16 protein-coding genes are annotated in these 25,597 nt (G+C 39.9%); 13 read left to right on the top strand and 3 right to left on the bottom strand.

Annotated features, from left to right (window positions below; translation table 11 throughout):
• The first annotated feature begins 11 nt into the window (after positions 1-11).
• The 10 genes from ACYVJ6_RS12860 (at position 12) to sov (ending at position 17,612) form a co-directional block, all read left to right on the top strand.
• Positions 12-1,736, top strand: a complete 1,725-nt coding sequence (locus ACYVJ6_RS12860) for a tetratricopeptide repeat protein (protein WP_460694473.1) — start codon at positions 12-14, stop codon at positions 1,734-1,736.
• Positions 1,714-2,514: a DUF4292 domain-containing protein gene (locus tag ACYVJ6_RS12855; protein WP_460694472.1), complete on the top strand. Its 801-nt coding sequence runs from the start codon at positions 1,714-1,716 to the stop codon at positions 2,512-2,514. Before ACYVJ6_RS12860 ends, ACYVJ6_RS12855 begins: the two co-directional genes overlap by 23 nt.
• 19 nt (positions 2,515-2,533) lie before the next feature.
• A complete protein-coding gene (locus ACYVJ6_RS12850) occupies positions 2,534-3,808 on the top strand; it encodes a murein hydrolase activator EnvC family protein (RefSeq protein ID WP_460694471.1) in 1,275 nt (424 codons plus the stop codon).
• Between the two features lie 48 nt (positions 3,809-3,856).
• Positions 3,857-4,336: a Sec-independent protein translocase subunit TatA/TatB gene (locus ACYVJ6_RS12845; RefSeq protein WP_460694470.1), complete on the top strand. Its 480-nt coding sequence runs from the start codon at positions 3,857-3,859 to the stop codon at positions 4,334-4,336.
• Positions 4,337-4,366: 30 nt separating this feature from the next.
• Positions 4,367-4,552 carry a Sec-independent protein translocase subunit TatA/TatB gene (locus tag ACYVJ6_RS12840; protein WP_460694469.1) on the top strand — a complete coding sequence of 62 codons (186 nt, stop codon included), beginning with the start codon at positions 4,367-4,369 and terminating at the stop codon, positions 4,550-4,552.
• Positions 4,553-4,659: 107 nt separating this feature from the next.
• Positions 4,660-6,087, top strand: coding sequence for an Asp-tRNA(Asn)/Glu-tRNA(Gln) amidotransferase subunit GatA (gatA, locus tag ACYVJ6_RS12835; protein ID WP_460694468.1), 1,428 nt, complete (start codon positions 4,660-4,662; stop codon positions 6,085-6,087).
• A gap of 62 nt (positions 6,088-6,149) precedes the next feature.
• Complete coding sequence (locus ACYVJ6_RS12830; protein ID WP_460694467.1) at positions 6,150-7,532, top strand: lytic transglycosylase domain-containing protein; 1,383 nt, start codon at positions 6,150-6,152, stop codon at positions 7,530-7,532.
• Between the two features lie 97 nt (positions 7,533-7,629).
• A complete protein-coding gene (locus ACYVJ6_RS12825; protein ID WP_460694466.1) occupies positions 7,630-9,900 on the top strand; it encodes an NADP-dependent malic enzyme in 2,271 nt (756 codons plus the stop codon).
• A gap of 39 nt (positions 9,901-9,939) precedes the next feature.
• Positions 9,940-10,524: a Holliday junction branch migration protein RuvA gene (gene ruvA / locus ACYVJ6_RS12820; protein WP_460694465.1), complete on the top strand. Its 585-nt coding sequence runs from the start codon at positions 9,940-9,942 to the stop codon at positions 10,522-10,524.
• A 29-nt stretch (positions 10,525-10,553) separates the two neighbouring features.
• On the top strand, positions 10,554-17,612 hold the full coding sequence (sov, locus tag ACYVJ6_RS12815) for a T9SS outer membrane translocon Sov/SprA (RefSeq protein ID WP_460694464.1): 7,059 nt from the start codon (positions 10,554-10,556) through the stop codon (positions 17,610-17,612).
• A 51-nt stretch (positions 17,613-17,663) separates the two neighbouring features.
• Here sov and ACYVJ6_RS12810 read toward each other — a convergent pair whose 3' ends face one another.
• From ACYVJ6_RS12810 to ACYVJ6_RS12800, 3 genes are all read right to left on the bottom strand, one after another.
• Complete coding sequence (locus tag ACYVJ6_RS12810) at positions 17,664-18,422, bottom strand: head GIN domain-containing protein (RefSeq protein WP_460694463.1); 759 nt, start codon at positions 18,420-18,422, stop codon at positions 17,664-17,666.
• A gap of 86 nt (positions 18,423-18,508) precedes the next feature.
• The gene (locus ACYVJ6_RS12805; RefSeq protein WP_460694462.1) at positions 18,509-20,338 is read right to left on the bottom strand and encodes a hypothetical protein; all 1,830 of its coding nucleotides are present in this window, start codon (positions 20,336-20,338) and stop codon (positions 18,509-18,511) included.
• Between the two features lie 6 nt (positions 20,339-20,344).
• Positions 20,345-22,207, bottom strand: a complete 1,863-nt coding sequence (locus tag ACYVJ6_RS12800) for a hypothetical protein (RefSeq protein WP_460694461.1) — start codon at positions 22,205-22,207, stop codon at positions 20,345-20,347.
• A 103-nt stretch (positions 22,208-22,310) separates the two neighbouring features.
• On the opposite strand from ACYVJ6_RS12800, the gene miaB reads away from it, so the two are divergent.
• The 3 genes from miaB to lptE all read left to right on the top strand — a co-directional run bounded on the left by miaB (position 22,311) and on the right by lptE (position 25,574).
• On the top strand, positions 22,311-23,732 hold the full coding sequence (gene miaB / locus ACYVJ6_RS12795; protein ID WP_460694460.1) for a tRNA (N6-isopentenyl adenosine(37)-C2)-methylthiotransferase MiaB: 1,422 nt from the start codon (positions 22,311-22,313) through the stop codon (positions 23,730-23,732).
• 77 nt (positions 23,733-23,809) lie between these two features.
• Positions 23,810-25,060 carry a sigma-54 interaction domain-containing protein gene (locus ACYVJ6_RS12790; RefSeq protein WP_460694459.1) on the top strand — a complete coding sequence of 417 codons (1,251 nt, stop codon included), beginning with the start codon at positions 23,810-23,812 and terminating at the stop codon, positions 25,058-25,060.
• A 1-nt stretch (position 25,061) separates the two neighbouring features.
• The gene (gene lptE / locus ACYVJ6_RS12785) at positions 25,062-25,574 is read left to right on the top strand and encodes an LPS assembly lipoprotein LptE (protein WP_460694458.1); all 513 of its coding nucleotides are present in this window, start codon (positions 25,062-25,064) and stop codon (positions 25,572-25,574) included.
• Positions 25,575-25,597 lie beyond the last annotated feature (23 nt).

The raw sequence follows: 25,597 nt of genomic DNA, 5'->3' as shown, positions 1-25,597 counted from the left end.
CGTTTAAAGTGATGAAGCAAAGTTTCATGCTATTGGGGCTTTGTTTTTTTATGAAAAGCGGCTTTGCACAAGTGCCGGGCGTGATGCGCCCCGTAACCACCCTTGCACCAGGCGAAGTTGATACCGCTATGGTTGAGCAGCTTTTTTTATCGGCTTTGGTGGAGAAAACCCGCGATAAGCCACAGGAAGCATCTGACCTGCTTAGCCGTATTTTGCAGATGGATCCTAAAAACGATGCTTCACTGTATGAATTGGCCAATCTTAGAAAAGAGCAGAAGAAATATGAAGATGCACAGGAGTTATTAGAAAAAGCAGTAACTGTTAAACCCGATAACGAATGGTATTGGCGCTCATTGGCAGATAGCTATGAAAAAACCAATGATGTTGCTAAGCTGGAGAAAGTATTTACCGAATTGATTAGGATAAATCCGGATAAGCCGGACAATTATTTTGATTTAGGCAATGCTTATTACATACAGCAGCGGTATGATGACGCTTTAAAACTTTATGATAGGTTAGAAAAAATTACCGGATCAACGGATGAGTTAACCATAAACAGGCAAAAAATATTTTTAAAACAGGGTAAAGTTAACCTGGCAGGAGACGACCTGGAAAAGAAGATACTGGCCGAACCCAACCAGATACGCTATTATTTACTGCTGGCCGAAATTTATAATTCTACAGGAAAAGCTGACGATGCCTTAAAAGTTTTGGAGCGGGCAAAAAAGGTAGACCCCAATAATGGTATGGTACATTTGGCCCTGGCCGAAATTTACCGGGATAAAAATAATAAGGATGCCAGTTTTAATGAACTGTCACTGGCATTTGCCATACCCGAGTTAGATGTTAACCAAAAAATAAGGATAGTAACCGGCTATTTCCCCAAATTTCCTGACCCTAACGCCAAAGCAAGCGCGCTGGAGTTAAGTAAAATTATTGTAGCTACCCATCCTAAAGATGCGCGTGCAAATGCGCTTTATGGCGATATGCTTTTGCAAAATGGCAAATCAACCGAAGCATTAACTTCTTACCAAAAATCATTGGGTATTGATAACCAGCAATACGAGGTACGCGAGCAAATGGTGAGGCTGCAATTAAGTAATAATGAAATTGATAATGTAATAAGGGATGGTGAAGAGACATTGTCTTTTTTTCCAAACCAGGCAGGGATGAATTATTTGGTTGGTGTTGCCTGGCTGCAAAAAAAGCAATATAGCAAAGCTTTAAGCTATTTAAAAAATGCTACCGCATTGGAGTTTGAGGATAAGGAAATGCTTTCATTAGCCTATTCTTCGCTTGGGGATGTTTATCACGAAATGAAGAACAACAAAAGTTCTGATGAATCTTATGAGAAATCGCTCAGCTATAATCCGGACAACGTATTTACGTTAAACAATTATGCTTATTATTTAAGTGTGCGTAATGAGCTGTTGGATAAGGCAGCAGGTTACGCTAAACGAGCTAATGAATTACAACCTAAAAACGCTTCGTTTGAGGATACTTATGCATGGATATTGTTTAAACAGAAAAAATACGCCGAGGCTAAACAATGGATAGAAAAAGCTTTAGCCGATAATACAGCTAAAAGCGCGGTGCAAACTGAGCATTATGGCGATATTTTGTTTCACACAGGTAATGTGGATGCTGCTGTAAGTAACTGGAAAAAAGCAAAAGAATATGGCAGCACATCACCCGTGCTTGACAGGAAGATAAATGAAAAGAAATATATTGAATAAAATAGCGATAGCCCTGTGCCTTTTGGTAATAGTGAGTTGTAAGGCACGTAAGCAAATTGTAGTAACCCCACCACCTGTAGTAGCACCACCCGTTACCGACAAAACGGTTAACCCCATTGATGTTATAAAAGCCCAGCAGCTTAATTTTAATACCTTTTCGGCAAAAGCAAATGGTACTTTGGATATTGACGGCGATAATAGTGATGTTACTTTGAATATTCGTATTGCCCGCGATAGGAAAATATGGGTATCTGTTGTTAAAACGGTTTTATTCTTAGATGTTGAAGGAGCAAGGGCCTTGATAACGCCTGATAGTATTATATTGCTTAATAAAATTCAGGGATTGTATGTTAAAAAGCCATTTAGCTTTATACATACTTATGGCGGCAAACAGTTTAATTATAAAACGCTTGAATCATTATTAGTAGGTAATGCCCTGCCAGAAATATTAAATGATAAAAGTACTAACCTGCAAACTAATAATGATAACACCACACTCTCGGGTAATTTGCAAGAAGTAATTTATAAATTATTGTTAGGGCCGGGCAAGCGGGTAACACAGCTTAATTTATCAAACCCCGCCGAAGAACAAACCCTACAGGTAACCAATAAAGATTTTACACAATCAGGTAACAAAATTGTTCCATCGCAAATTGATATTCAATCGGCTATAAAAAGTAAAAAAATACAAGTTAATTTGCAGTATACCCGGGTTGATTTTGACCAGCAGTTAGAATATCCTTTCAGTATTCCTGAAAGTTATAAGCCTGCCGATTAAAATTAATACTTTTGAAACAATGAGATTTTTAAAGATAGTATTACTTATTGTATGCGTTTTTACAGCCGTTAATGTACACGCTCAAAGCAGTGCCGAGCTTAAACGCCAGCGCGAACGCATTAATGAGGAGTTACAGAAGCTTAATCGTGAATTACAGGATGTACAAAATAATAAAAATGTTACTCTTAAGCAGTTAAATCTGATAAAACGTAAGATAAGTGCAAGGGAAGAAAAGATAAAAATCATAAATACTGAGGTTAGGAATTTAGATAACCAGATATCTGAAAATACCGGTACCGTACGTAGCCTGCAAAGCCAGCTTGATCAGCTTAAAAAGGAATACGCGGGTATGGTGTTGTTTGCTTACCATAATCAAAGTGCCTACAACAAACTGATGTTTATTTTTGCGGCTGAAGATTTTAACCAGGCCTATAAACGTTTAAAATACTTACAGCAATTTGCCACCTATCGTGAGCGCCAGGCCGGTTATATTGAAAGCACAAAAAAGGAATTAAATGGTAAAATTGTACAACTGGGTAAAACCAAGGAAGAAAAGCATAGCCTGTTAGTTGACCAGCAAAAGGAAAAAGAAAAGCTGGGTAAGGAAAGAAACGGCGAGTTAAAAACAGTTGAAAAGCTAACCAGAGCCGCGGGGTTATTACAAAAACGACAAAAAGAAGCACAGGTGCGTTTATCCAGGGTAAACAAAGCTGTTAACGACGCAATACGGCGTGAGGTTGAAGAAGAAAGGCGTAAAGCTGAAGAGCAGGAGCGATTAGCAGCAGCGGCGAGAGCAAAATCAGGCAGTAAAGAACCCGCAGCTAAGCCTGTATCAAAACGTACCACCAGCGAGATATTAAATGCCACGCCTGAAGCAGCCAAGCTTTCAAGCGATTTTTTAAGTAATAAAGGGCAATTGCCATGGCCCGTTGCCAATGGTGAAGTTTTACATGGATTTGGAGCCTATTTTATCGAAGGGATAAGAATGGACAACAACGGCTTAGAAATAAAAACGAACCCTGGCGCAGCTGTAAGGGCTGTGTTTTCAGGTGAAGTAACGCTGGTGACAGATATGGGTGGAGCCTATGTGGTTGTTATAAAGCATGGAGAATATTTTACTTCTTATTATAACTTAAGATCAACCAGTGTGTCTGTTGGTCAAAAGGTAAGTACCAAGCAAAGTGTAGGTATTGCTGCTGTTGATGAAATATCTGGCGATACCAGCATTATTTTCTCTTTAAGTAAAGGTACCACTGCTGTTAACCCAAGCATATGGTTGGCTCCAGATAAATAAACTTTGTAATATATAATTTGCCTATATTTGTAACCTTAATATTAAAGCATGTTTAGTTCAACTCTTTTATTTTTGGATATTGGCGCGCAGGAAGTTGTAATTATTGTGTTTGTTGCATTGCTGTTATTTGGAGGCGAGAAGCTGCCTGAATTAGCACGTGGGCTGGGTAAAGGAATACGTGATTTTAAAGACGCGTCGGAAGGTGTTAAACGTGAAATTACCAGCCAGATAGATAATTTTGAGGCTAAAAGTAAAACAGAGGAAAAAGCTGCTCCAACAGATGCGCAACAACCCGTGGTAAGTGATTATAATCATCAGGAATATAATTATGAAGACGGTAATTTTGATGATGTACATCAACATACAGGGGTAGCTAATACTATTCCGGCCAGTCAAAGCCACGTCACTGCAACAGACCAGTTAGATGAAGAACAGCCTGTTGACTATTACGCTTTAAGAAGCGGTGAAAACCAGGAAGAAGATACTAACGTATCTACACCAAATGAAAACGAACCAAATAAATCATAATTTATAAAAATTATTTAAAACATAGAAATCATGGGATTAGGTGCACCAGAAATTATTATCATCGCCATAATAATATTGCTTTTATTCGGCGGTAAAAAAATTCCTGAACTGATGAGAGGTTTAGGCAAAGGCGTAAAAGAGTTTAAAGACGGTCAAAACGGCGTCGATCCTTCAAATACGGCAAACACAAATACAGAAGATAAATCAAAAGTTTAATCCTTTTATTGGATTATATTTTATCTTGAATTTATAGCTTGTTTACTTATATACTTATCTGTTGAATTTATTTATAGTTTCAATAGATAAGTTTTTATTTTAGGCCCATGGCTAAATTTTATTCCTCTTTAAATGAAATAAAGAGTGAGTTGCAAAGCGGGAACATTACCGTTGTAGAACTGGTAAAAAACTATCTTGATCAAATTAAGTTAAACGCTCATTTAAATGCTTTTAATGAAGTATTTGCTGATGAAGCATTAACCCGTGCTGCCCAACTGGATAATAGCCTTAAGCAAGGCACTGCTGGTAAACTGGCAGGTATGGTTATCGCAATAAAGGATAATATTTGTTACAAGGGGCATAAAGCAAGCGCATCCTCAAAAATTCTGGATGGTTTCACATCCATCTATTCATCAACCATAGTTGAACGTTTGTTGGCCGAAGATGCCATTATTATAGGCCGTTGCAATTGCGATGAATTTGCTATGGGTGCTACTAATGAGTCATCATACTATGGCCCGGTAAAAAACTATGCCGATACTGATAAAGTTTCAGGTGGTTCATCAGGTGGTTCGGCAGTAGCGGTGCAGGCTAATATGTGTCATGCGGCTATCGGTACAGATACGGGCGGTTCAGTAAGGCAACCCGCATCGTTTTGTGGCTTGCTTGGATTAAAGCCAACTTATGGCCGCATTTCAAGACATGGCATTATTGCCTATGCGTCATCATTTGACCAGGTTGGACCTATTACACGTTCGGTTGAAGATGCGGCTTTGCTACTTGAGGTTATGGCGGGTGCCGATGAGTACGACAGTACCTTATCGCAAAAGCCGGTTGAAAATTATAGCGTTAACTTGCAACAAACCACAGGTAAAAAGAAAATAGCTTATTTGCAGGAAGCTTTAACAAGCCCGGGTGTTGATGCCGAGATAAAAGCTACCCTAACCCAATATATTGAAAAACTACGTGCCGATGGGCATACAGTTACCCCAATTGCATTTGATCATCTGGAGTATTTAGTGCCGGCTTATTATATCTTAGTAACTGCAGAAGCCTCATCAAACCTGGCACGTTATGATGGTGTGCATTATGGTTACCGCAGTGCTGCAGCTACTGACCTGCTAAGTACCTATAAAAAATCACGTTCAGAAGGGTTTGGTAAAGAGGTAAAACGCCGCATCATGCTGGGTACATTTGTATTGAGTGCCGGTTATTACGATGCTTATTATGCAAAGGCACAAAAGGTGCGCAGACTTATCCGAGAAAAAACAGAAAGTATATTAGAGGAGTATGATTTTATACTCGTTCCATCGGCCCCTGAGCCTGCTTCAGAGATCGGTAGAGTTGAAAATGACCCTGTTGTAGGTTATCTGGCCGATATTTTTACCGTACAAGCATCTTTAGCGGGTGTACCTGCAATATCATTACCAGCAGGCAATAATAGTAACGGATTGCCGTTAGGTTTGCAGTTGATGACGAAGCAATTTGGCGAACAGGAATTGTTAAATTTTGCAAAATATTTCCTTCAACTATAAAAAATTAATATTTTAGTAAAACTTCTGACTTTATTATCCGTAATAAGCCCTTAATTAAACGAATGAAGAAACTTTTTACTTTTACTATTTGCATAATATTAATAAACATAGCCCAGGCAGCTTCACCTCTTTCAGCTCCTGTAAATAGAAAAACCACCCCTGCAAAATATGATGATACCCTCCGCCAGGCTGCGGTACCCGGTTATTATCCAAACAATATATTTAAACTTCGTTTAGATTCTATACAAAAAGATGTACAGCTGGATTATAACGAATTTGTACAAACCTATATAGATACTTATAGCCGTCATAAGGATGAAATGGGCCGGGTTTTGGGCCTATCGCAATATTATTTCCCTATATATGAAAAGGCTTTTCGTGAGGCAGGTATCCCCGAGGAAATAAAATATTTATCAATAGTCGAGTCGAAACTCGACCCAACAGCTGTATCACGAGTAGGCGCGACGGGCCCATGGCAATTTATGGCTGCCACTGCCAAATTGTATGGTTTAAACATGGATAGCTATGTTGACGACCGCCGCGATCCGGTACAGGCCAGCTATGCTGCCGCAGCTTATTTAAAAGATGCCTATATGATGTTTGGCGACTGGTTGCTGGCTATAGCATCATACAACTGTGGCAAAAGTAGCGTGGAACGTGCGGTAGCCAAAGCAAATTCACTTGATTTTTGGGATGTGCGTCAATATCTGCCAACAGAAACAAGAAACTATGTGCCTGCATTTATTGGCGTGGCTTATGTGATGAATTATGCTAACAAGCATGATATTATTCAACAGCAACCTGCAAATTTTTATTTGCGTACAGATACTGTTTTAGTAAACAGGCATGTTTCATTAAGTAATGTAGCTAAGGCTATTAATGTTGATCTGCAGCAATTAGCAATTTTAAATCCTGCTTATAAAAAACAGATTGTCAATGGAACCGCTACGGCTCCGCGCAGATTAGTTATACCGGTTACTGCTAATGAAAATTTTGCTGCATTATATGGGGTGTTAAATGGTGAGGAGGTAATTGTTGCAGCACAACCACAACCCGTTCCTGTTGCTTATTCAGCCAGTAAAGAAATAGCAGTAAGACGCATGCCAGATTCGCATATTGTTAAAAAAGGCGAAAGCCTGGCTTATATAGCCGACAAGTATGGGGTTGAACTGCAGGACCTGAAAGATTGGAATAATTTGCGTACCGGTAAAGCTATTGTAGGCAAAAAACTATGGCTAAATGATACTCATCAAATGGTAATGCAACCAACAGATGCACCTAAACAGATCTTAAAAGTTGTGACTTATACTGTTAAAGCCGGCGATACGCTTAATGTAATTGCCAATAAATTTGAAGGTATATCCGTTGAAAATATAAAGGCTTTAAATGGGTTAAAACAGGATCGCATAGAGCCCGGAATGACCCTTAAAATAAGTCGGGGATAAAACTCTCAGTAACCCGGTTCTTAAATTCAAACCGGGTTTTTTTATTTATACCATATAGCGGCTCAAAAAAGTTAACTTTGGGCTTTTATTACAAACCATGAATAAGCCAAATCGTAAGCAGGACGCTTTAAATTATCACTCAAAAGGCCGTCCCGGAAAAATACAAGTAGTACCTACTAAGCCCACTAATTCTCAACGCGACCTAACTATGGCCTACTCGCCTGGTGTTGCCGAACCATGTTTACGTATAGCCGAAAACGTAGACGATGTGTATAAATACACCGCAAAAGGTAACCTGGTGGCCGTTATAAGTAACGGAACAGCCGTATTAGGATTGGGAAATATTGGTCCCGAGGCAAGTAAGCCGGTAATGGAAGGTAAGGGCTTGTTGTTTAAAATTTACGCGGATATTGATGTGTTTGACCTTGAAGTTAATGCACAAACAGTTGACGAGTTTGTAAATATTGTTAAAGCACTGGAGCCAACTTTTGGCGGTATAAACCTGGAAGATATATCTGCACCTACCTGTTTTGAGATAGAACGCCGCTTAAAAGCCGAGATGAAAATACCCGTAATGCACGATGATCAGCATGGTACGGCTATTATATCAGGCGCGGCATTATTAAATGCCTGTGCCATACAAGGTAAAAAGCTGGAGAAAATTAAGGTTGTGGTAAATGGTGCAGGCGCGGCCGCTGTTTCCTGTACAAAAATGTACTTGTCATTAGGGGTTAAAAAGGAGAACCTGGTGATGTTTGATGTTAACGGTCTATTACATACCTCACGTACCGATCTGGACGAAATGCGGCAACAATTTGCTACCACACGTAAAGATATTACCGGCCTTACCAGCGCTTTAAAAAATGCCGATGTTTTAATTGGCCTTTCGGCAGGTAACGTGGTTACGCCCGAAATGTTAAAAGGGATGGCTAAAAACCCAATTGTGTTTGCCATGGCCAACCCTGATCCTGAGATTGCTTATGAGCTGGCTATTGCTGCCCGTAAAGACATTATAATGGCATCAGGAAGGTCTGATTATCCTAACCAGGTAAATAACGTGCTGGGCTTCCCATACATATTCAGAGGTGCGCTTGATGTGCGTGCTACCGCTATTAACGAGGAAATGAAAATAGCGGCTGTACATGCCATTGCCCAGATAGCTAAATTGCCGGTGCCAGAATCAGTTAACCTGGCTTATAATACTAAAAACCTGAAGTTTGGCCGGGAATATATTATCCCGAAGCCGATGGATCAGCGTTTAATTACCGAGGTTTCATTGGCCGTTGCTAAAGCGGCTATAGCATCGGGTGTTGCGCGTAAGATCATAACTGACTGGGACGCTTATGCAGAAGAATTAAGGCTGCGTATTGGGTCAAATGATAAGATGTTGCGTAATATTACCAATAAGGCTAAGCAAAAACCTAAACGCGTGGTTTTTGCCGATGCGGATAACTATAAGATATTACGCTCTGCTCAAATTGTAAAGGACGAATGTATTGCCACCCCAATACTATTGGGCGATGTAGAGAAGATAAAAGAGATCATCAACGAGAATGAATTAGATCTGGATGATGTACAGATAATCGATCCGCATTTAGGTACAGAAAATACAGAGAAGTACGCAAACTATTTGTTTAAAAAGCGACAGCGCAGAGGCATAACTTTATATGAGGCACGTAAGTTAATGAACGATAATAATTATTATGGTTCATGTATGGTGCAGTTTGGTGAAGCTGATGCATTTATATCCGGCTTAAGTAAAAACTATGCGGCTACACTTAAACCGGCATTGCAAATTATTGGTACCGAAGCCGGTGTTAACCGTATAGCAGGTATGTATTTAATGATAACGCCAAAAGGTCCGGTGTTTTTTGGAGATACTACGGTAAACGTTAATCCATGTGTTGATGATTTGGTAGATATTACTGTGCTGATTGAAAAAGCGGTGAAGAAATTTAATATCACTCCGCGTATAGCTATGCTGGCTTATTCCAACTTCGGTTCAAATGAAGGTATTATTCCCGAAAAAACCCGTGAGGCGGTGCGCATACTCCATGAAAAATATCCGGATATGATAGTTGATGGCGAATTGCAGGCAAATTTTGCTTTAAACTCGCGCTTGCTTCAGGATAATTATCCTTTCTCTACATTGAAAGGACAAGCGGCAAATACGTTGATATTCCCAACTTTGGAAGCAGGAAATATTGCTTACAAATTGTTACAGGAAATAGGCGGAGCAGAAGCGGTAGGACCCATTTTGCTGGGACTAAAAAAATCTGTACACGTATTGCAGTTGGGTAGCTCGGTTAGAGAGATAGTAAACATGGTTACCATTGCGGTAGCAGATGCACAGGAAAAAGAAGGATAACACTTAAAACAGCATAATCAATTGATTTGAAGATACTTTATGTACGCGTATATTGATGGTAAATTAGTTTTTAAATGCCCTGCTTATGTGGTAATTGACGCCGGCGGAGTAGGTTATCATATCAATATATCGTTACATACTTATTCTTTTTTGGGCGATGGCGAGCGTTGTAAACTATTTACCTGGTTGCATGTAAAAGAGGATGGCCATACTTTATACGGCTTTGCCGATGAAGGTGAGCGTCGGCTGTTTTTGCACCTGATATCTATATCAGGCATAGGGCCCAATACCGGGCGCATGATGCTATCATCTATTACACCTGATGAAATTCAAAATGCAATTATCAATGGTAATGTGCCTTTAATACAACGTATAAAGGGTATCGGCCCAAAATCTGCACAGCGCATAATATTGGAGTTGCAGGATAAACTACGCAAAGAAGGCCCGGGGGCATTAACGGCTGCACCGTTAAATAAAACGATTAAAGACGAAGCTTTATCTGCATTAATGATGTTGGGTTTTGCCCGTAATGCTGCCGAAAAAGTACTGGAGCAAGAGATTAATAAAAATAGCAGTATATTGACTGTGGAAGAGTTAATTAAGCTGGCATTAAAAAGCTTATAGTTAGTTACATATTTATTAAGATTGACTTTGTGATTGGGATTTTTACCAGTAGATCTCTTATAGCTATTGTAATTATTTCGGCATTATGCGGAGCTGGCAATGTTGTTTTTGCACAGCAACGTCCAACTACCTTAAGAAAGGACTCGGCCAGTGTGCCTGTATTGTTAAATTATAAAGGGTCAAATAACCAACTTTTACGAAAGGGGATCTTATTTCCTGATCCGGTTGATCTGGTACGCACCGTAGAGTATGATCCTATTACCAATAAATATATACTTTATGAGCGTGTGGGTAACTTATTGTACCGCCCACCCCAGTATTTAACATTTGCTGAATATATAAGCCTTAAGCAAAAAGAGGAACAGCGGAATTATTTTAAGCAACTGGCTGATAATTATAGTACTGCTTCACAGCAGCCCGGGTTTATCCCCCAGATAAAAGTTCGGAGCAAAACTTTTGAACGCATTTTTGGCAGCAATACCATTGATATCAGGCCACAAGGATCTGCTGAGGCTATTATATCGGGACAGATAAATAGTAATGAAAACCCCTTATTTAATACACGGCAGCGTAAGCAATTCAACTTTAATTTTGATCAGCGTATACAATTAAATGTTACCGGTATGATTGGCGATAAACTAAAAATTGCCACCAACTATAATACCGATGCCCAGTTTCAGTTTGATAACCAGGTAAAGTTAGATTATACCGGCCATAAGGATGATATCATACAATCTATACAGGCGGGTACAGTAAGTATGCCTTTAAATACTACGTTAATACCAGGTACGGAGGCGCTTTTTGGTATTAAAACTGTATTAAAATTCGGCAAATTAAACGTAACCAGTATTTTAACCCAGCAACGGTCACAATCGCGCACAATTAATATAACCAATGGTGCGCAGCAGCGCGATTTTAACATTACCGCTGCCGATTACGAGGCCAATAAACATTACTTTTTATCACAATTTTTTAGAAACAATTATAACAAAGCTTTAGCGAACAGGCCCCTTAAAAATTCAAATATCAACATTACAAAAATTGAGGTTTGGACAACCAACAGGGCAAACCAAACTGCCGATTCAAGGGATATATTAGGTTTGCTTGACCTGGGCGAGAACGCGCCATATAATACAACGTTGGTGCAAGGTGGTCCGGGATATTCAGCTTTGCCCGCGGGTTTTCAAAGTCCGTTGTTTTCACAGCAATCAAATAGCTTGTTAGCAGGGTTACCAGCATCGGCACGCTTGGCTAATGATCCGGCAAATGCATTAAGCCAATATTTTGCTACTACAGGCGGTACGGATAACTATGCTAAGCTAACCTACGCCCGCAAGTTAAAGTCAACTGAATTTACCCTTAACCCTCAATTGGGTTATATATCACTTAATTATCCTTTAAATAATGATGAGGTATTAGCGGTTGCTTATCAATATACGTATAATGGACAGCAATATCAGGTGGGTGAGTTTTCAACTGATATACCGGCCGATCCTGTTGAATCAAAATTATTGTATGTAAAGCTGTTGAAAAATACACTGCTAAAAACCAGTTTGCCTACCTGGGACCTGATGATGAAAAATATTTACTCCCTGCAGGCATCTCAAATAAGCCCAACAAATTTTAAATTGCGTATAGCCCGTTTGGATGATAAATCAGGTATTGAAAAGCCCTTGATGGAGGAGGGACAGAATACCAAATCAAAACTGTGGTTACAGTTAACAGGCCTGGATAACCTGAACCCGCAAAACGAATTGCAACCTGATGGTTATTTTGACTTTTTAGATGGGATAACCATTGATCCGGAAAACGGGCGTATTACTTTCCCTGTGTTGGAGCCGTTTGGATCAGACCTTGCCCGGCAGTTTGCACCCGGTGAAACCGACCTGAGAAACAGGTACGTGTATCAGCAGCTATATGATTCTACCAAAACAGTCGCACAACAATTTTTCCCTTTATTGAATCGATATTTAATAAAAGGCACATACAATGCGGCAGGTGGGGCATCTTCGTATGATCTTGGGTCGACAAATATTCCGCAAGGATCGGTAATTGTAAACGCCGGGGCGGTAAAATTGCTGGAGGGAACAGATTATACGGTAGATTATAATGGCGGAAAAGTTGATATTATCAACCAATCGCTTCTTTCGTCCCAACAACCTATTAGTATACGCATAGAAAGCAATGAGCTTTTTGGCATACAGCAAAAATCATTATACGGAACGAGGTTTGATTATAGGGCCAATCCTAAACTATCATTAGGTGCAACTTATTTGCACCTTACCGAGCAACCCATTTCGCAAAATGAAATTGCGGGTATGGAGTCTATATCAAATACCATAATTGGTTTTGATGGTAATTATAATTCTACTTCGCGGTTGTTAACGCGCCTTGTGGATAAAATACCATTTATCAATACAAAAGCACCTTCATCAATTAATTTTAATGGCGAGTTTGCCCAGTTGTTGCCAGGTAACCCCTCAGCATTAAATTATGCCGGTTCAAAAAACGGAACATCATACCTGGATGATTTTGAGAACAGTCAATCGTTTATTGACGTTAAGGGGGCCATTGGCTGGCAGCTATCAAGTACACCACAGCTATTTCCCGAATCCAGGTTATTTAATGACCTAAGCTATGGCTATAACCGCGCACGTTTAGCCTTTTATAATATCGACCCTATATTTTATACCAATTCGGGTACTATACCGCTTACACGCAGCCAATTGTCAAACCATTATGTCAGGCAGGTTACCGAAACCGAGGTTTTCCCGTTTAAACAGCCTGTAACCGGCTTGCCGTTAAGTTTGGCCACGCTGGATGTAGCTTTTTATCCTACAGTTCGTGGTCCGTACAACTACACCACTACCGGCGTTGCCAATGACGGGTCGTTATTAAACCCAACTTCGCGCTGGGGGGGTATGTATCGTGGCATTTCAAGTAATGATTTCCAGGCACAAAATGTTCAGTATATTGAGTTTTGGATGATGGATCCTTTTATTAACAAGCCAAACTCACAGGGTGGAGAACTTTTCTTTGACCTGGGTAGTATATCAGAAGATATTTTAAAGGATGGCCGCAAAAGTTTAGAGAATGGCTTACCCGTAAACGGCGATTTTAGCACCATTGATAATACCGCCTGGGGTCGTGTATCAAAAGTACAGCCGGTAGTAAATGCATTTGATAACAACCCTGCGGCACGCCAGTTGCAGGATGTTGGTTTAGATGGGTTAAATAGTGATGAGGAAAGAACTAAGTTTGCCCCGGTAGTGCAACAGGCAAGCGCGCAGTTGAACCCACAGGCAGCTGCAGCTTTAGCAAATGATCCGTCATCAGATGATTACCGGTATTACCGGGGCCCTGACCTTGACCAGCAGGGAGCAGGATTGTTAGAGCGTTACAGCAGGTTTAACGGCCCCGAAAGCAATTCAAAAACCGCCGAGCAATCGCAGGCACTATTGGGGCTACAAACGTCAGCTTCTACATCATTGCCGGATGGAGAAGATGTTGACCGGGATAACACCATGAGCCAGGACGACCAGTATTTTGAATATAAGGTGTCTATACGGCCAAATGACCTGGTTGTCGGCAAAAATTTTGTTAACGATAAAGTAGTAGCACAGGTTAAGCTGCAAAATGGCGAGACTCAACCTGTCACCTGGTATCAATTTCGTATACCAATTACCAGTTATCAATCTGCTGTTGGTGGCATTCGCGATTTTAAGGCCATACGTTATATGCGTATGTTCATGACCAATTTTGCCGATACCGCGGTTTTGCGTTTTGCAACCTTGCAGTTGGTAAGGGGCGATTGGCGAGCGTATAACTCAGAAAATAATCCGCTTAATGTAATTGCCGACCCGGCATTGGTTAACCCGCCGCTGGATAACTCGGCGCTTACTGTAGAGACGGTAAATATTGAAGCCAACGGTAAGCGTACGCCTATACCTTATGTTGTACCCCCGGGCATTGTGCGCCAGCGTAACTATAATAATTTACAAGGGAATAGCCAATTAAATGAGCAATCATTATCATTAAACATTAAAAACTTGAGCGACGGTTACTCAAGGGCCGCGTTTAAAACTTTTACAAATGATATGCGCCAGTATAAGCGCCTGCAAATGTTTATACATGCCGAAGGGGTGGACCTGAAAAATTATGACCTGAACGCTTTTATACGTTTGGGTACCGATTATCAAAATAACTATTACGAGTACGAGGTGCCGTTGCAGATAACACCGGCCACAACCAATCCAAATGAAATATGGCCCGAGGCCAACCAAATGGATATCGAATTAGCCTTATTAACCCAAGCCAAAGTAGCTCGTGATAATGCCACCTACCAGGGCATGCCGTGGCCACTTACCAGGCCATATATTTATACCGATGGCCGAAATAAAATAACCGTTGTAGGTATGCCTGATATGAGCCGCCTGCGTACGGTTATGCTGGGTGTGCGCAACCCCTACAGTGCCACTGCTTTGCCTGGAACGGATGATGGTTTAGCTAAATCGGGTATTGTATGGTTTGATGAGATGCGCCTAACAGATTTTAACAATCAGGGGGGCATTGCTGCCACGGCCACGATGAATGTTAAGTTGGCAGATTTTGCAGATGTAACGGTAGCCGGGCGCAAAAGCACAGCAGGCTTTGGCGCTATCGACTCGAAATTAATAGACAGAAGTTTATATGATAACCAGGCTTATGATATATCGGCCAATATGAATTTAGGCAAGTTTTTTCCTGAAAAAAGCGGGATACAAATACCGGCCTACGTAAACATATCACAGCAGGTTAGTACCCCTAAATACAACCCTGCTCAACCCGATGTTTTATTGAAAGATGCCCTTGCAGGTGCAGCTACGAGCCAGAAGCGCGATTCTATAAAAAATGTATCAGAAGATTTTACCAAGCGCAAAAGCATCAACTTAACCAACATACGTAAAATTAAAACTGATGCTTCTGAGCCCAATCATGTATGGGACATTGAGAACTTTAACGCTACCTACGCCTACAGTGAATATTATCACCGCGATTTTATTACGGAGGGTAATGTGGAGAAAACCTACAATGTAGCATTGGCCTATAACTATGCTAACCAGCCAAGTTATATAAGCCCATTACAAAAAATTGTAAAGAGCAATTCGCTGGCTTTGTTAAGGGATATTAATTTTAGCCTGGCCCCGTCGCGGTTAAACTTCAGTATTAATTTTAATCGTTTTTATTCAGAAAACGTCCTGCGTAATAACGACCCGGATAACCCTGTTTTCGTGCCTACTACCTTTAACAAAATGTTTAACATCACCAGGCTATACGGAGTGGGATGGAATTTAACCAAATCATTGACCGTTGATTTTGATGCATCAAATCTATCGGTGGTAGACGAGCCTTACGGGCGGTTAACCGGGTTAAAAAGGGATACCTTATGGGATAACATCAAAAGATTGGGCCGTACCACCAATTACAACCACACCATTACTTTAAATTATACCTTGCCTTTTGCCAAAGTGCCGGTATTAAACTGGATACAAATGTTGGCAACGTATAAAACATACTTTACCTGGCAGGCCCCGGCTAAATTTGCCATCAATAATCCGGCGTTAAATGTGGGTAACACAATTCAAAATGCGCGTAATATAGAGTTAAGGCCTAATTTAAATATGTCCGGCTTGTATAGCAAGTTTGCCGTGTTTAGAAACCTGGATAAACCAGATGGTGCAAAGGGAATAGGTAAAGCTTTATTAAATGTTGTAACCAGCGTTAAAACGCTAAGGGGAACCTATACTCGTAATGAGAGTACCTTTTTGCCGGGTTATTTGCCTCAGTCAAACTTTTTGGGGCAGGATCTGAGCAATAGCGCACCGGGCTTTGGTTTTTTATTGGGCAGCCAGGCTGATATACGCGGCAAGGCTATTGCCAATAACTGGCTATCAACAGATACACTGCAAAACCAGTTGTACTCAACTTCACTTAAGGAGGCTGTAAATGTTTGGGCCACAATCAAACCGGTTCCTGATTTGACAATTGAATTAACGGCTTCAAAACTCCAGGATAGGACCTACCAAACCAACTTTAAATATTTAAATAGCGCATCAGGTTTTCAAAACCTGGCACCATTAACCTATGGTAACTATAGCGTATCTATTTTGGCTTTAGCTACGGCGTTTTCAAGTGAGAGCGGGGTGGACAATGTATCGGCCCCATACCAGCAATTTTTGGCAAACCGCAAGGCTATCTCGCAAAGGTTGGGGCAACAAAATCCTAATTCAGGTGGTGTGGGGTCAAATGGTTATGCCGATGGATATGGAGAAAATTCGCAGGATGTTGTGGTACCTGCTTTCCTGGCTGCTTATACCGGTAAAGATCCCGCCAGTGCCAGCCTTAACCAGTTCCCGGTTATTCCTATACCAAATTGGTTAATAACTTACAACGGCTTACAGCGTTTGCCTTTATTTGAGGATATTTTCCAATCTGTTACACTAACACATGGTTACAATTCGTCATACATTGTAAGTAACTATAATACCTTATTGCAATATCGCGAAAATGGCGGACAAGTAACCTCAAGAGATGTTTTTGCTAATTTTTTACCCAAATACCAATTCTCTCAAATCACAATTGTTGAGCAGTTTACACCCTTATTAGGGGCGCAAATGAGGTTTAAAAATAATATGACAACAGAGGTGCAATATCGTCCACAGCGCATGATGACCTTGAGTCTGCTTAACAGTCAGCTTACCCAGGAAACTCAAAAAGTGCTGATTTTTTCGTTTGGTTATCAAACCAATAATTTACGCCTTCCGTTTGGTTTGTTTAATAATACCATATTGAAAAATAATATCAACTTTAAAATTGATTTTGCGCTGCGCGATACAAAAACCTTGATCTATCTTCCGGAAGTACGTGCCGCACAGGTATCTTCAGGCGCGCAAAATATTACTTATCGCCCGTCTATTGATTATGCCATAAGCCAGCGGTTCAATTTGAATATATTTTATGATTCAAACCTTACCAAACCCTATACTTCGCAAGCATTTGCTACCGCATTTACCAATTTTGGGGTTAATTTGAAGCTGTTGCTGCAGTAAGAAAAGGAAAAATCATCCTATCTACTATGGGTAAGCAGGAAAAGGCAAGTGCTACTTCCCCTTAACTACCCTGCCCGAACCTGATGTAGTTGAATTTACATTGGTAGGATTACCTGTATAAATCAATCTGCCTGAACCTGAAACACGGGCATTAATGCTTTTATTTGCCAGGATATGAATATTGCCTGAGCCTGAAATTGAAGCATCTACTGCATCAGATTTAAGGTCGTTGGCTCTGATATGTCCTGATCCGCTTACTTTAATATCAGCATTTTTTGCATTACCTGACAAGTTAAGTGCACCCGAACCACTTACCGCAGCAGTCAACCGACCTGTGTTTACGGATGAAGTGATGCTGCCTGACCCGCTTACTGCTATTTGAAGGTCGCTGCCGTTTGCAGCAGCAGTTATATTACCTGAACCACTTGTTTTAAGTTCGGCATTTCCGGTTAAGCTACCCTCTAACTTGATATTACCCGACCCTGAGTTTGAAAGTCCCGATAAAGTTTTAGCGGTGATGTATATATCAATTTTTTTGTTGTTAAATAACTTCCAAGAGTTTTTATTCTTTGTACCGATCTTCAGCTTTCCATCACTCACAGTAGTTTCAATATCATTAATTACGTCTTCGTCGCCGGTAATTTTCAAGCTTTCTGTGCCATCAACTCTAATATGTACATTAAATGAACCTGATGAGGATATGCTGCTAAAACCAGAAACCTGGCGATTTTGAGTAGTTTGTGCTAAGACATTTAAAGTTATAGTGGTTATTAGCAGGCTTGTAAACAATGTAGATAAAGCTTTTTTCATGACATTAATTTTAGGTGTTTGGTATAAGACGCAATTGAATTTCAAAACGTTACACCTAATTTAAATAATTTATAATTAATGTTTATTTATTCTTGTTTTTCTTTAGCCTCTGCAGCGGCCTTTTGTGCACTTTTTAATTCCCTTAATCTTTTACGCTCGGCGCGTTTTTTTAAACGTAGGGCTTTCCTGGCTTTGCGGTCAAGTTTTTCGGATAGCTTTTTCTTAGATAGCTCGGCAGTGGCCTGCTCTGCTTTTTCGGTAAGGCCAACATTGGGTTTTATACCGGCAAGCAAAGTTTTCCAGGCGGTTCCCCAAAAAGGCGAATCAATGGGCCGCTTATAAACCACATTGGCTAATCGCGGTTCATCGCCGGGTTTATCAGGATTATTATCTTTAACTATGAATACGTTAGCAAAAAGACTGGCTATAGTATTTCGTTTTAAGGTTTTTTTAGCCGTATCTGCTTTAAGTAACTTTACTTTAAGGTCATTATATAAAAGTTGTACCCTGCCGCTTGAGCTTTTGCTGTTCCCTTTAATATTAAAAGTAAATTCTTTAAGATTACCCGAAGTAACCTTCACCATAGCCAAAGGCATAATAACAGAATTAATGTCACGCAAATTCATGGTGCCTAATTTGCCTTTGTAACTGTACGAGGCCAATTTATCTGTTAAGTTAAAGCTAAAGTGTACATCCAGTTTGCCACTTTTCAAAAAGTAGGTAGTTAGGTCTGCGGTACTTATATTATTTTTTTGCAGCGCGATCTTGTTGGTGGTTACATTTAACAATTGCCCGCTGGTATTATTAAATGTGATGGCTCCGGTCTTGCCCGACTTTTTGTTCAGTTCGCCATAAATAACATCCACATGTTTTATAAGTATGGTATCAATTTTCAGTTCGACACCGGCATTGTAGAGTGCAACGTGCGGGAAGCTTTTAATTTTGTCTTTATATACCTTTATCTTGTTGGGATTTTTAAACACATTAAGTGATCCATTAGTCAAAATAAGGCTTGAACCACTGAATGTTTTGTACTTATGATAGGCTAAAAAATCAAAATTATTAAGTTGTAATGAATCTAAATGAATATTAAACCTGTCTTTTCTGCTTTTAGCATAATAGTTTTTGTCGGGTATAATATCCATCCCCTCCATATTTAACCTGGAGGTACGGGTTGAGAGATTAAGAGATTTTACCGTGTAGGTGTATGATCCATCAGAAGTTCGGCCTTTGTAATTGCGTAAATTGGTTATAATGTCCCTGCAGTACAACAGCCTGGTTTTATCTGTTTGTGTAGCCGAGTCTATTAACAGGTCATCGGCACGAATGTCCATATCCTTAAGGTTAGATGTGGCCAGCTCTTTTCCCGAATAATCATCATACCTAAATTGAATGTCATTGAATAATATGTGGCCCACATGTGCCGATTTTAATGTTTTGGACATTTTTTGCCAGGGGGTGAGGTTAGTGGTAGTGGTATCTTTAACCTGGTTTAGCTGGTAACTAACGCGTACCTGAGGTGCGCTCAAAATTATCTGGTCAATATCCAACATCCGTTTAAAATATAATTTAAATGGATGTATATGCGATAGCACCAGTCGCTTTACACGCAACTCGGTTAAATTATTGGGTGCCGTTTTTTGTTTTTTCTGACGATTGTAAACCGCGGTATCGGGCCTGAAGTGGATATTATAAACAACAATTTCGCCTTTAAGAATATTCAAGTCTGCATGGTCAAAATCAATTTTATATAAACCGTCTGTGCCTTCGGTTACGGCTTTTTTAGCCTTGCTTTCTAAAATGGGCGACCAATACATATTGATAAAGAAAGCCGCAATTAGTATTAATGCTGCAAGGGATATTAAGGATATAAGCACCACCTTTTGCCAGGTGTGCTTGATGAAATTAAGCGCCATATATTGTTAGTTCCCCTGTTCTTTTTTTGCTTTTTCTTGGGCATCCTTTTTAGCCTGGCGCTCTTTTTGGCGTTGTTCCCTGCGGAGCTTACGATCTTCTTTAAATTTATTGAATTTATCAATAACAGTGCCTACTTTTTCTACAACTTTATTTACTGTATTCTCCGTTTTTGCAGAAAAGCCAACGCTTGGTTTTAAGCCATCCAGTAATCCTTTATATAAAAAGCTAAAGAACGATATAGTTGGCTCGCGTTTTAAATTGATAGGGCCCGGCCTGAAATTTCCTTTATTATCGGGGTTATCATTGGCAATGATCAACGAATTAGCAATTTTTGATATAAAACCCTGGGTTTGCAGTTCGCGCTGGCCCTCTACTTTTTTAAGTAGTTCTACATTCAGGTTTTTATAATAAAATTTAAGGTTACCCTTTCCGCCGTAATTATTGGCATCTACATTAAATGTTAACCTTTCCACATCGGCAGATTTTACATGTACCATGGCCAGCGGCTTAACTAATTTATCCAGCACCTTACCATCAAACCTGCCCAACGTGCCCGAATAATTAAATGCTCCATTTTTATCAGTCAAATTAAATTTAAAATTTACCTGTAGAGGGGCTACATTCATAAAGTGGGTATTGATGCGGGCAACCATAAAATGGTTTTTCTTTTTAGCAGCGGCATCATTAGTTACATTGAGTATATAGCCATCGGTATTACTAAATACTATTACACCGGTATAACCTGTAGTAGCGTCAGTTTCTGAATATTTAATATTGGTGTTTTTAATATTTAACCGGGTTAGTCTCATATCAAGCGCTACCCTTTGCAGAGCCTGGTGTGGATCCTTTCCTATTTTGCTTGTTTTTTTGCCTTTGTAATTACTGTTATTATATATCTGTACATCGGCTTTATTAACATCCATTATACCGGCATATAGTTTCTGATCGCGCAGAAATCGTTGCAGGTCAATATCAGTAATGGATATTTGTTTAAATTTTAAGGTAAATATATCGCCGGGGCCATTTTTTTTGTAAAACTGGGTATAATTGTAGTGTGGAGTTAATGATACATCGTCCAAAATCAGGTTGCGTTGGGCGGTGGAGAAATGGATCTTCTTTAAGCCTACATCATACAAGCCGCTTGGCATGGTTATTTTATAATCATGCAGCGTAACTTCAACACCTTTAGTGTAATAAAAACGGGTAGTATCTATAGCCGATAAGGAATCTATCAGTATATTGGATATACTAATATCTAAATGCTTTAAAGCCGTTTGTTTGGTAACCGCGTTATTTTTATTAATATATTTTACGCTGATATCACTTAATGATATTGAATCGATCTTCAATTGTTTAAACACTTTTTTCATGATCTGGTAGGGCGTTTTGGGCGTACCTACTTTAACAGTATCATTAAAAGCATAGCGTTTATTAATAATAGTTAGGCTTGGTTTATCAATACCAATGTGGCTGATGTTTAATATTTTTTCCTGCCAGGCCTTCTTAGCTCCAACATTTTTAATGGTTAGTTTTTTTACATCCAATTTAAAAAGATTGTCGGGCGCTTTTTTCATAGCAACCAACCGTTCATAAACGGCCGAATCGGGTATCAACTTAAAATCAGATAAAGTAGCGTTGCCGGAGGATAAATTAAGGTCAAAATCAGAATATTCTATACGATACAGGCTATCGCTTGAGTTAAGCACCATATCTTTTAGTTGTTGCTGCAATAAAGGTTTCCACCTGTCATCAGCAATAAACCGGTTGTACAAGTAATAACCTGTGCCTCCGATTATAAAAAAAGCAACTAATAGCATTATGGGCCAAATGCGTATGCTTTTTTTGGGAGAGCCCGGTTCTGTCGTCATATTGTAAGTTATAACAAAAAAACAGAGATTTTGTTGATTTGCTGACAATCTGTCACTCAATATTAAAAGTTTGTGTATTTTTACGGCTCAAATTTTATAAACAATGATTGATTTGGTTATTCCGGATAAGGCACATGATGAGAGCAGGCAGGGCGAGGCTTTATTATTAGATCCAATTGCAGGGAAAAATAATGGCCGTAAATTATATATTGAAAGCTACGGCTGCGCCATGAATTTTTCGGATAGTGAGATAGTAGCTTCTATTTTGGCCGAGCAGGGATTTGAAACCACAAATGATTTTACGAATGCGGATGTTATTTTTATAAACACCTGCTCTATACGTGAAAATGCCGAAACACGCGTACGTAACCGCTTGAAAGAATTTAAGGTAGCCAAGCGTAACAACCCGGGTATGGTGGTTGGTGTGTTGGGCTGTATGGCCGAGCGTTTAAAAGCTAAATTTTTAGAAGAAGAAAAACTGGTTGACGTTGTGGTTGGCCCTGATGCTTACCGCGACCTGCCTAATTTAATTGACCAGGTTGATGGCGGGCAGAAAGCGGTAAACGTATTGCTATCACGCGAGGAAACTTATGCAGATATCAACCCGGTACGTTTAAACAGCAACGGCATAAACGCTTTTGTATCTATTATGCGCGGTTGCGATAATATGTGCTCGTTTTGCGTAGTGCCATTTACACGTGGTCGTGAGCGCAGCCGTGATCCATTCTCCATAGTTAATGAATGTACCGAATTATTTAACAACGGTTACCGCGAGGTTACTTTATTAGGACAAAATGTAGACTCATATAAATGGGCCAGCGAGGATGAATCTCAAAAAGTAAACTTTGCAAATTTATTGGAGATGGTAGCCCTGATCAATCCCGACCTACGGGTTAGGTTTTCAACTTCGCACCCTAAAGATATTACCGATGAGGTTTTATATGCTATTGCCAAACATGATAATGTTTGCAACTATATACATCTGCCGGTACAATCAGGTAACAGTAGGGTATTAGAGCTGATGAACCGTACTTATGATCGCGAATGGTACATTAACCGAATAGATGCTATCCGCAGTATCATTCCGGAATGTGCAATATCAACTGATGTAATCACGGGGTTTTGTACAGAAACAGAGGAAGAGCATAAAGAAACCGTAAGCATGATGGAATATGTAAAATATGATTTTGCCTACATGTTTATGTACTCTGAAAGACCAGGCACATTAGCAGCCAAACGTTACGCGGATGATATACCTGAGCCCGTTAAAGCTGCACGGTTAACAGAGATTGTTGCATTACAGCAACAACACTCGCATAGCCGTATGCTGGCCCAAATAGGCAAAGTTCAAAAAGTATTGATTGAAGGTTTTTCAAAAAAATCAAAAAATGATTATGCGGGCAGAAGTGACCAAAATGCCATGGTTGTTTTTCCTGTGGATGAACGTTACAAGCCTGGTCAATATGTGAATGTTTTAGCGGAGAGATGCACTACGGCTACGTTAATGGGTAGTATAGTTGATTAAGTTAGATTAAGTTGCTTGGTGAGTAGTTTTATTTAAACCACTCACTTAATAAACCCAATCAACCACTCACTACAAATATGGAAATACAAGAAATAAAACAACGCTTCGGTATCATTGGCAACTCACCATTATTAAACCGGGCCATAAATATAGCCAACCAGGTTGCGCCTACCGATATTTCGGTATTAATTACCGGCGAGAGTGGTAGTGGTAAAGAAGTTTTTTCGCACATTATACACCAAATGAGTCCGCGTAAGCATGGGCCATTTATTGCCGTAAACTGCGGTGCTATACCTGAAGGAACTATTGATTCAGAATTATTCGGCCACGAAAAAGGTGCCTATACCGGTGCTGTTGGTGAGCGTAAAGGCTATTTTGAAACTGTAAACGGCGGAACCATATTTTTAGATGAAATTGCCGAGATGCCCCTGGGTACACAAGCCCGTTTATTGCGGGTGCTGGAGTCTGGTCAATACATCAGGGTAGGATCATCAAAAGTTGAAAAAACCAATGTGCGGGTAATAGCGGCAACTAATGTTGATGTTTATGACGCGGTAAGAAATGGCAAATTCAGAGAAGATCTGTATTATCGTTTAAACACCGTGCCGTTACGCATACCACCGCTGCGCGAACGGAAGGAAGATATTTATTTATTGTTCAGGAAATTCACTTCTGATTTTACTGATAAATACCGTACCCCGGCAATTCAATTGGATGAAGAAGCACAGCAAGTGATCATCAACTATTCATGGCCGGGTAATGTTCGCCAGTTAAAAAATATGGCCGAGCAGTTAGCGGTTTTGGAGCGTGACCGTATTATTACTGCCCAGGTACTGCTAAACTACCTGCCGCAGGAAGCTGGGCGTAGCAACTTACCAATGCGTATTGAAAATCAACCTAAGGAAGATTTTTCTGAACGCGATATACTGTACAAGGTTTTATTTGATATGAAACGCGATATGGTAGAGTTGAAAAAATTGGTGGCTGATATTATAGAGCATGGCGGTGTAAGCGTTAACCAGGCCAGCCATTCGCAAACGTTAAAACAACTATATCACGATATTGAACTTCCCGGAAACCCGGAGCCACAATTTACCTTGCAACACCCCGTTAATAATACCGTTATAAGCGGTAATGGTAATAATGATACTTACAGCATATCACATGATGCCGAGGAAGTAGAGGAATCACTATCGTTAATTGAAAAGGAATCTGACCTGATACGCAAAGCACTTAAAAAACACAAAGGCAAACGTAAGCTGGCAGCTAATGAGTTGGGTATATCCGAAAGGACATTGTACAGAAAAATAAAGGAATTAAATTTATAGCATGAAAAGAATTTGGGGATTGGTAATTACGCTGGGGGCTATAATGCTGCTGTTTCAGTCATGCTATACTTTAAAAAGTACGTCCATACCGCCCGAACTAAAAACTATAAGTGTACCGTTTTTTGAAAATAACTCTGCACTGGTAGTGAGTTATTTAAGTCAGGATTTTACTGAAGCGTTAAAAGAAAGGGTACGTACTACCACACGCTTAAGCATTGTAACCGGGCAGGGCGATGCAAGTATGTCTGGTGCTATTACGGATTATAGGTACGCGCCAATATCTATTCAGGCTACCGGCAATAACCAGGCACCTATTGCAGGTGCATCGGTTTTATCAATTAGTGTACATGTTAAATTTGATTATCCAGCCGATAATAAATTGAGTTTTGATCAAACGTTCACTAAAACTCAAAATTATACCGGCGACCTGTCAACCCAGGAGAAAGCTTTGACACAAGTGATCATCAGGCAGCTGATTGACGAAATTTTTAATACCGCCTTTAATAATTGGTAACCATTTTGTAGCTTCAACCTCTC

The sequence above is a fragment of the Mucilaginibacter puniceus genome (assembly GCF_054783175.1).
The sequence above is the reverse complement of the archived record's forward strand: the minus strand, read 5'-3'. Positions and strand labels throughout refer to the sequence as shown.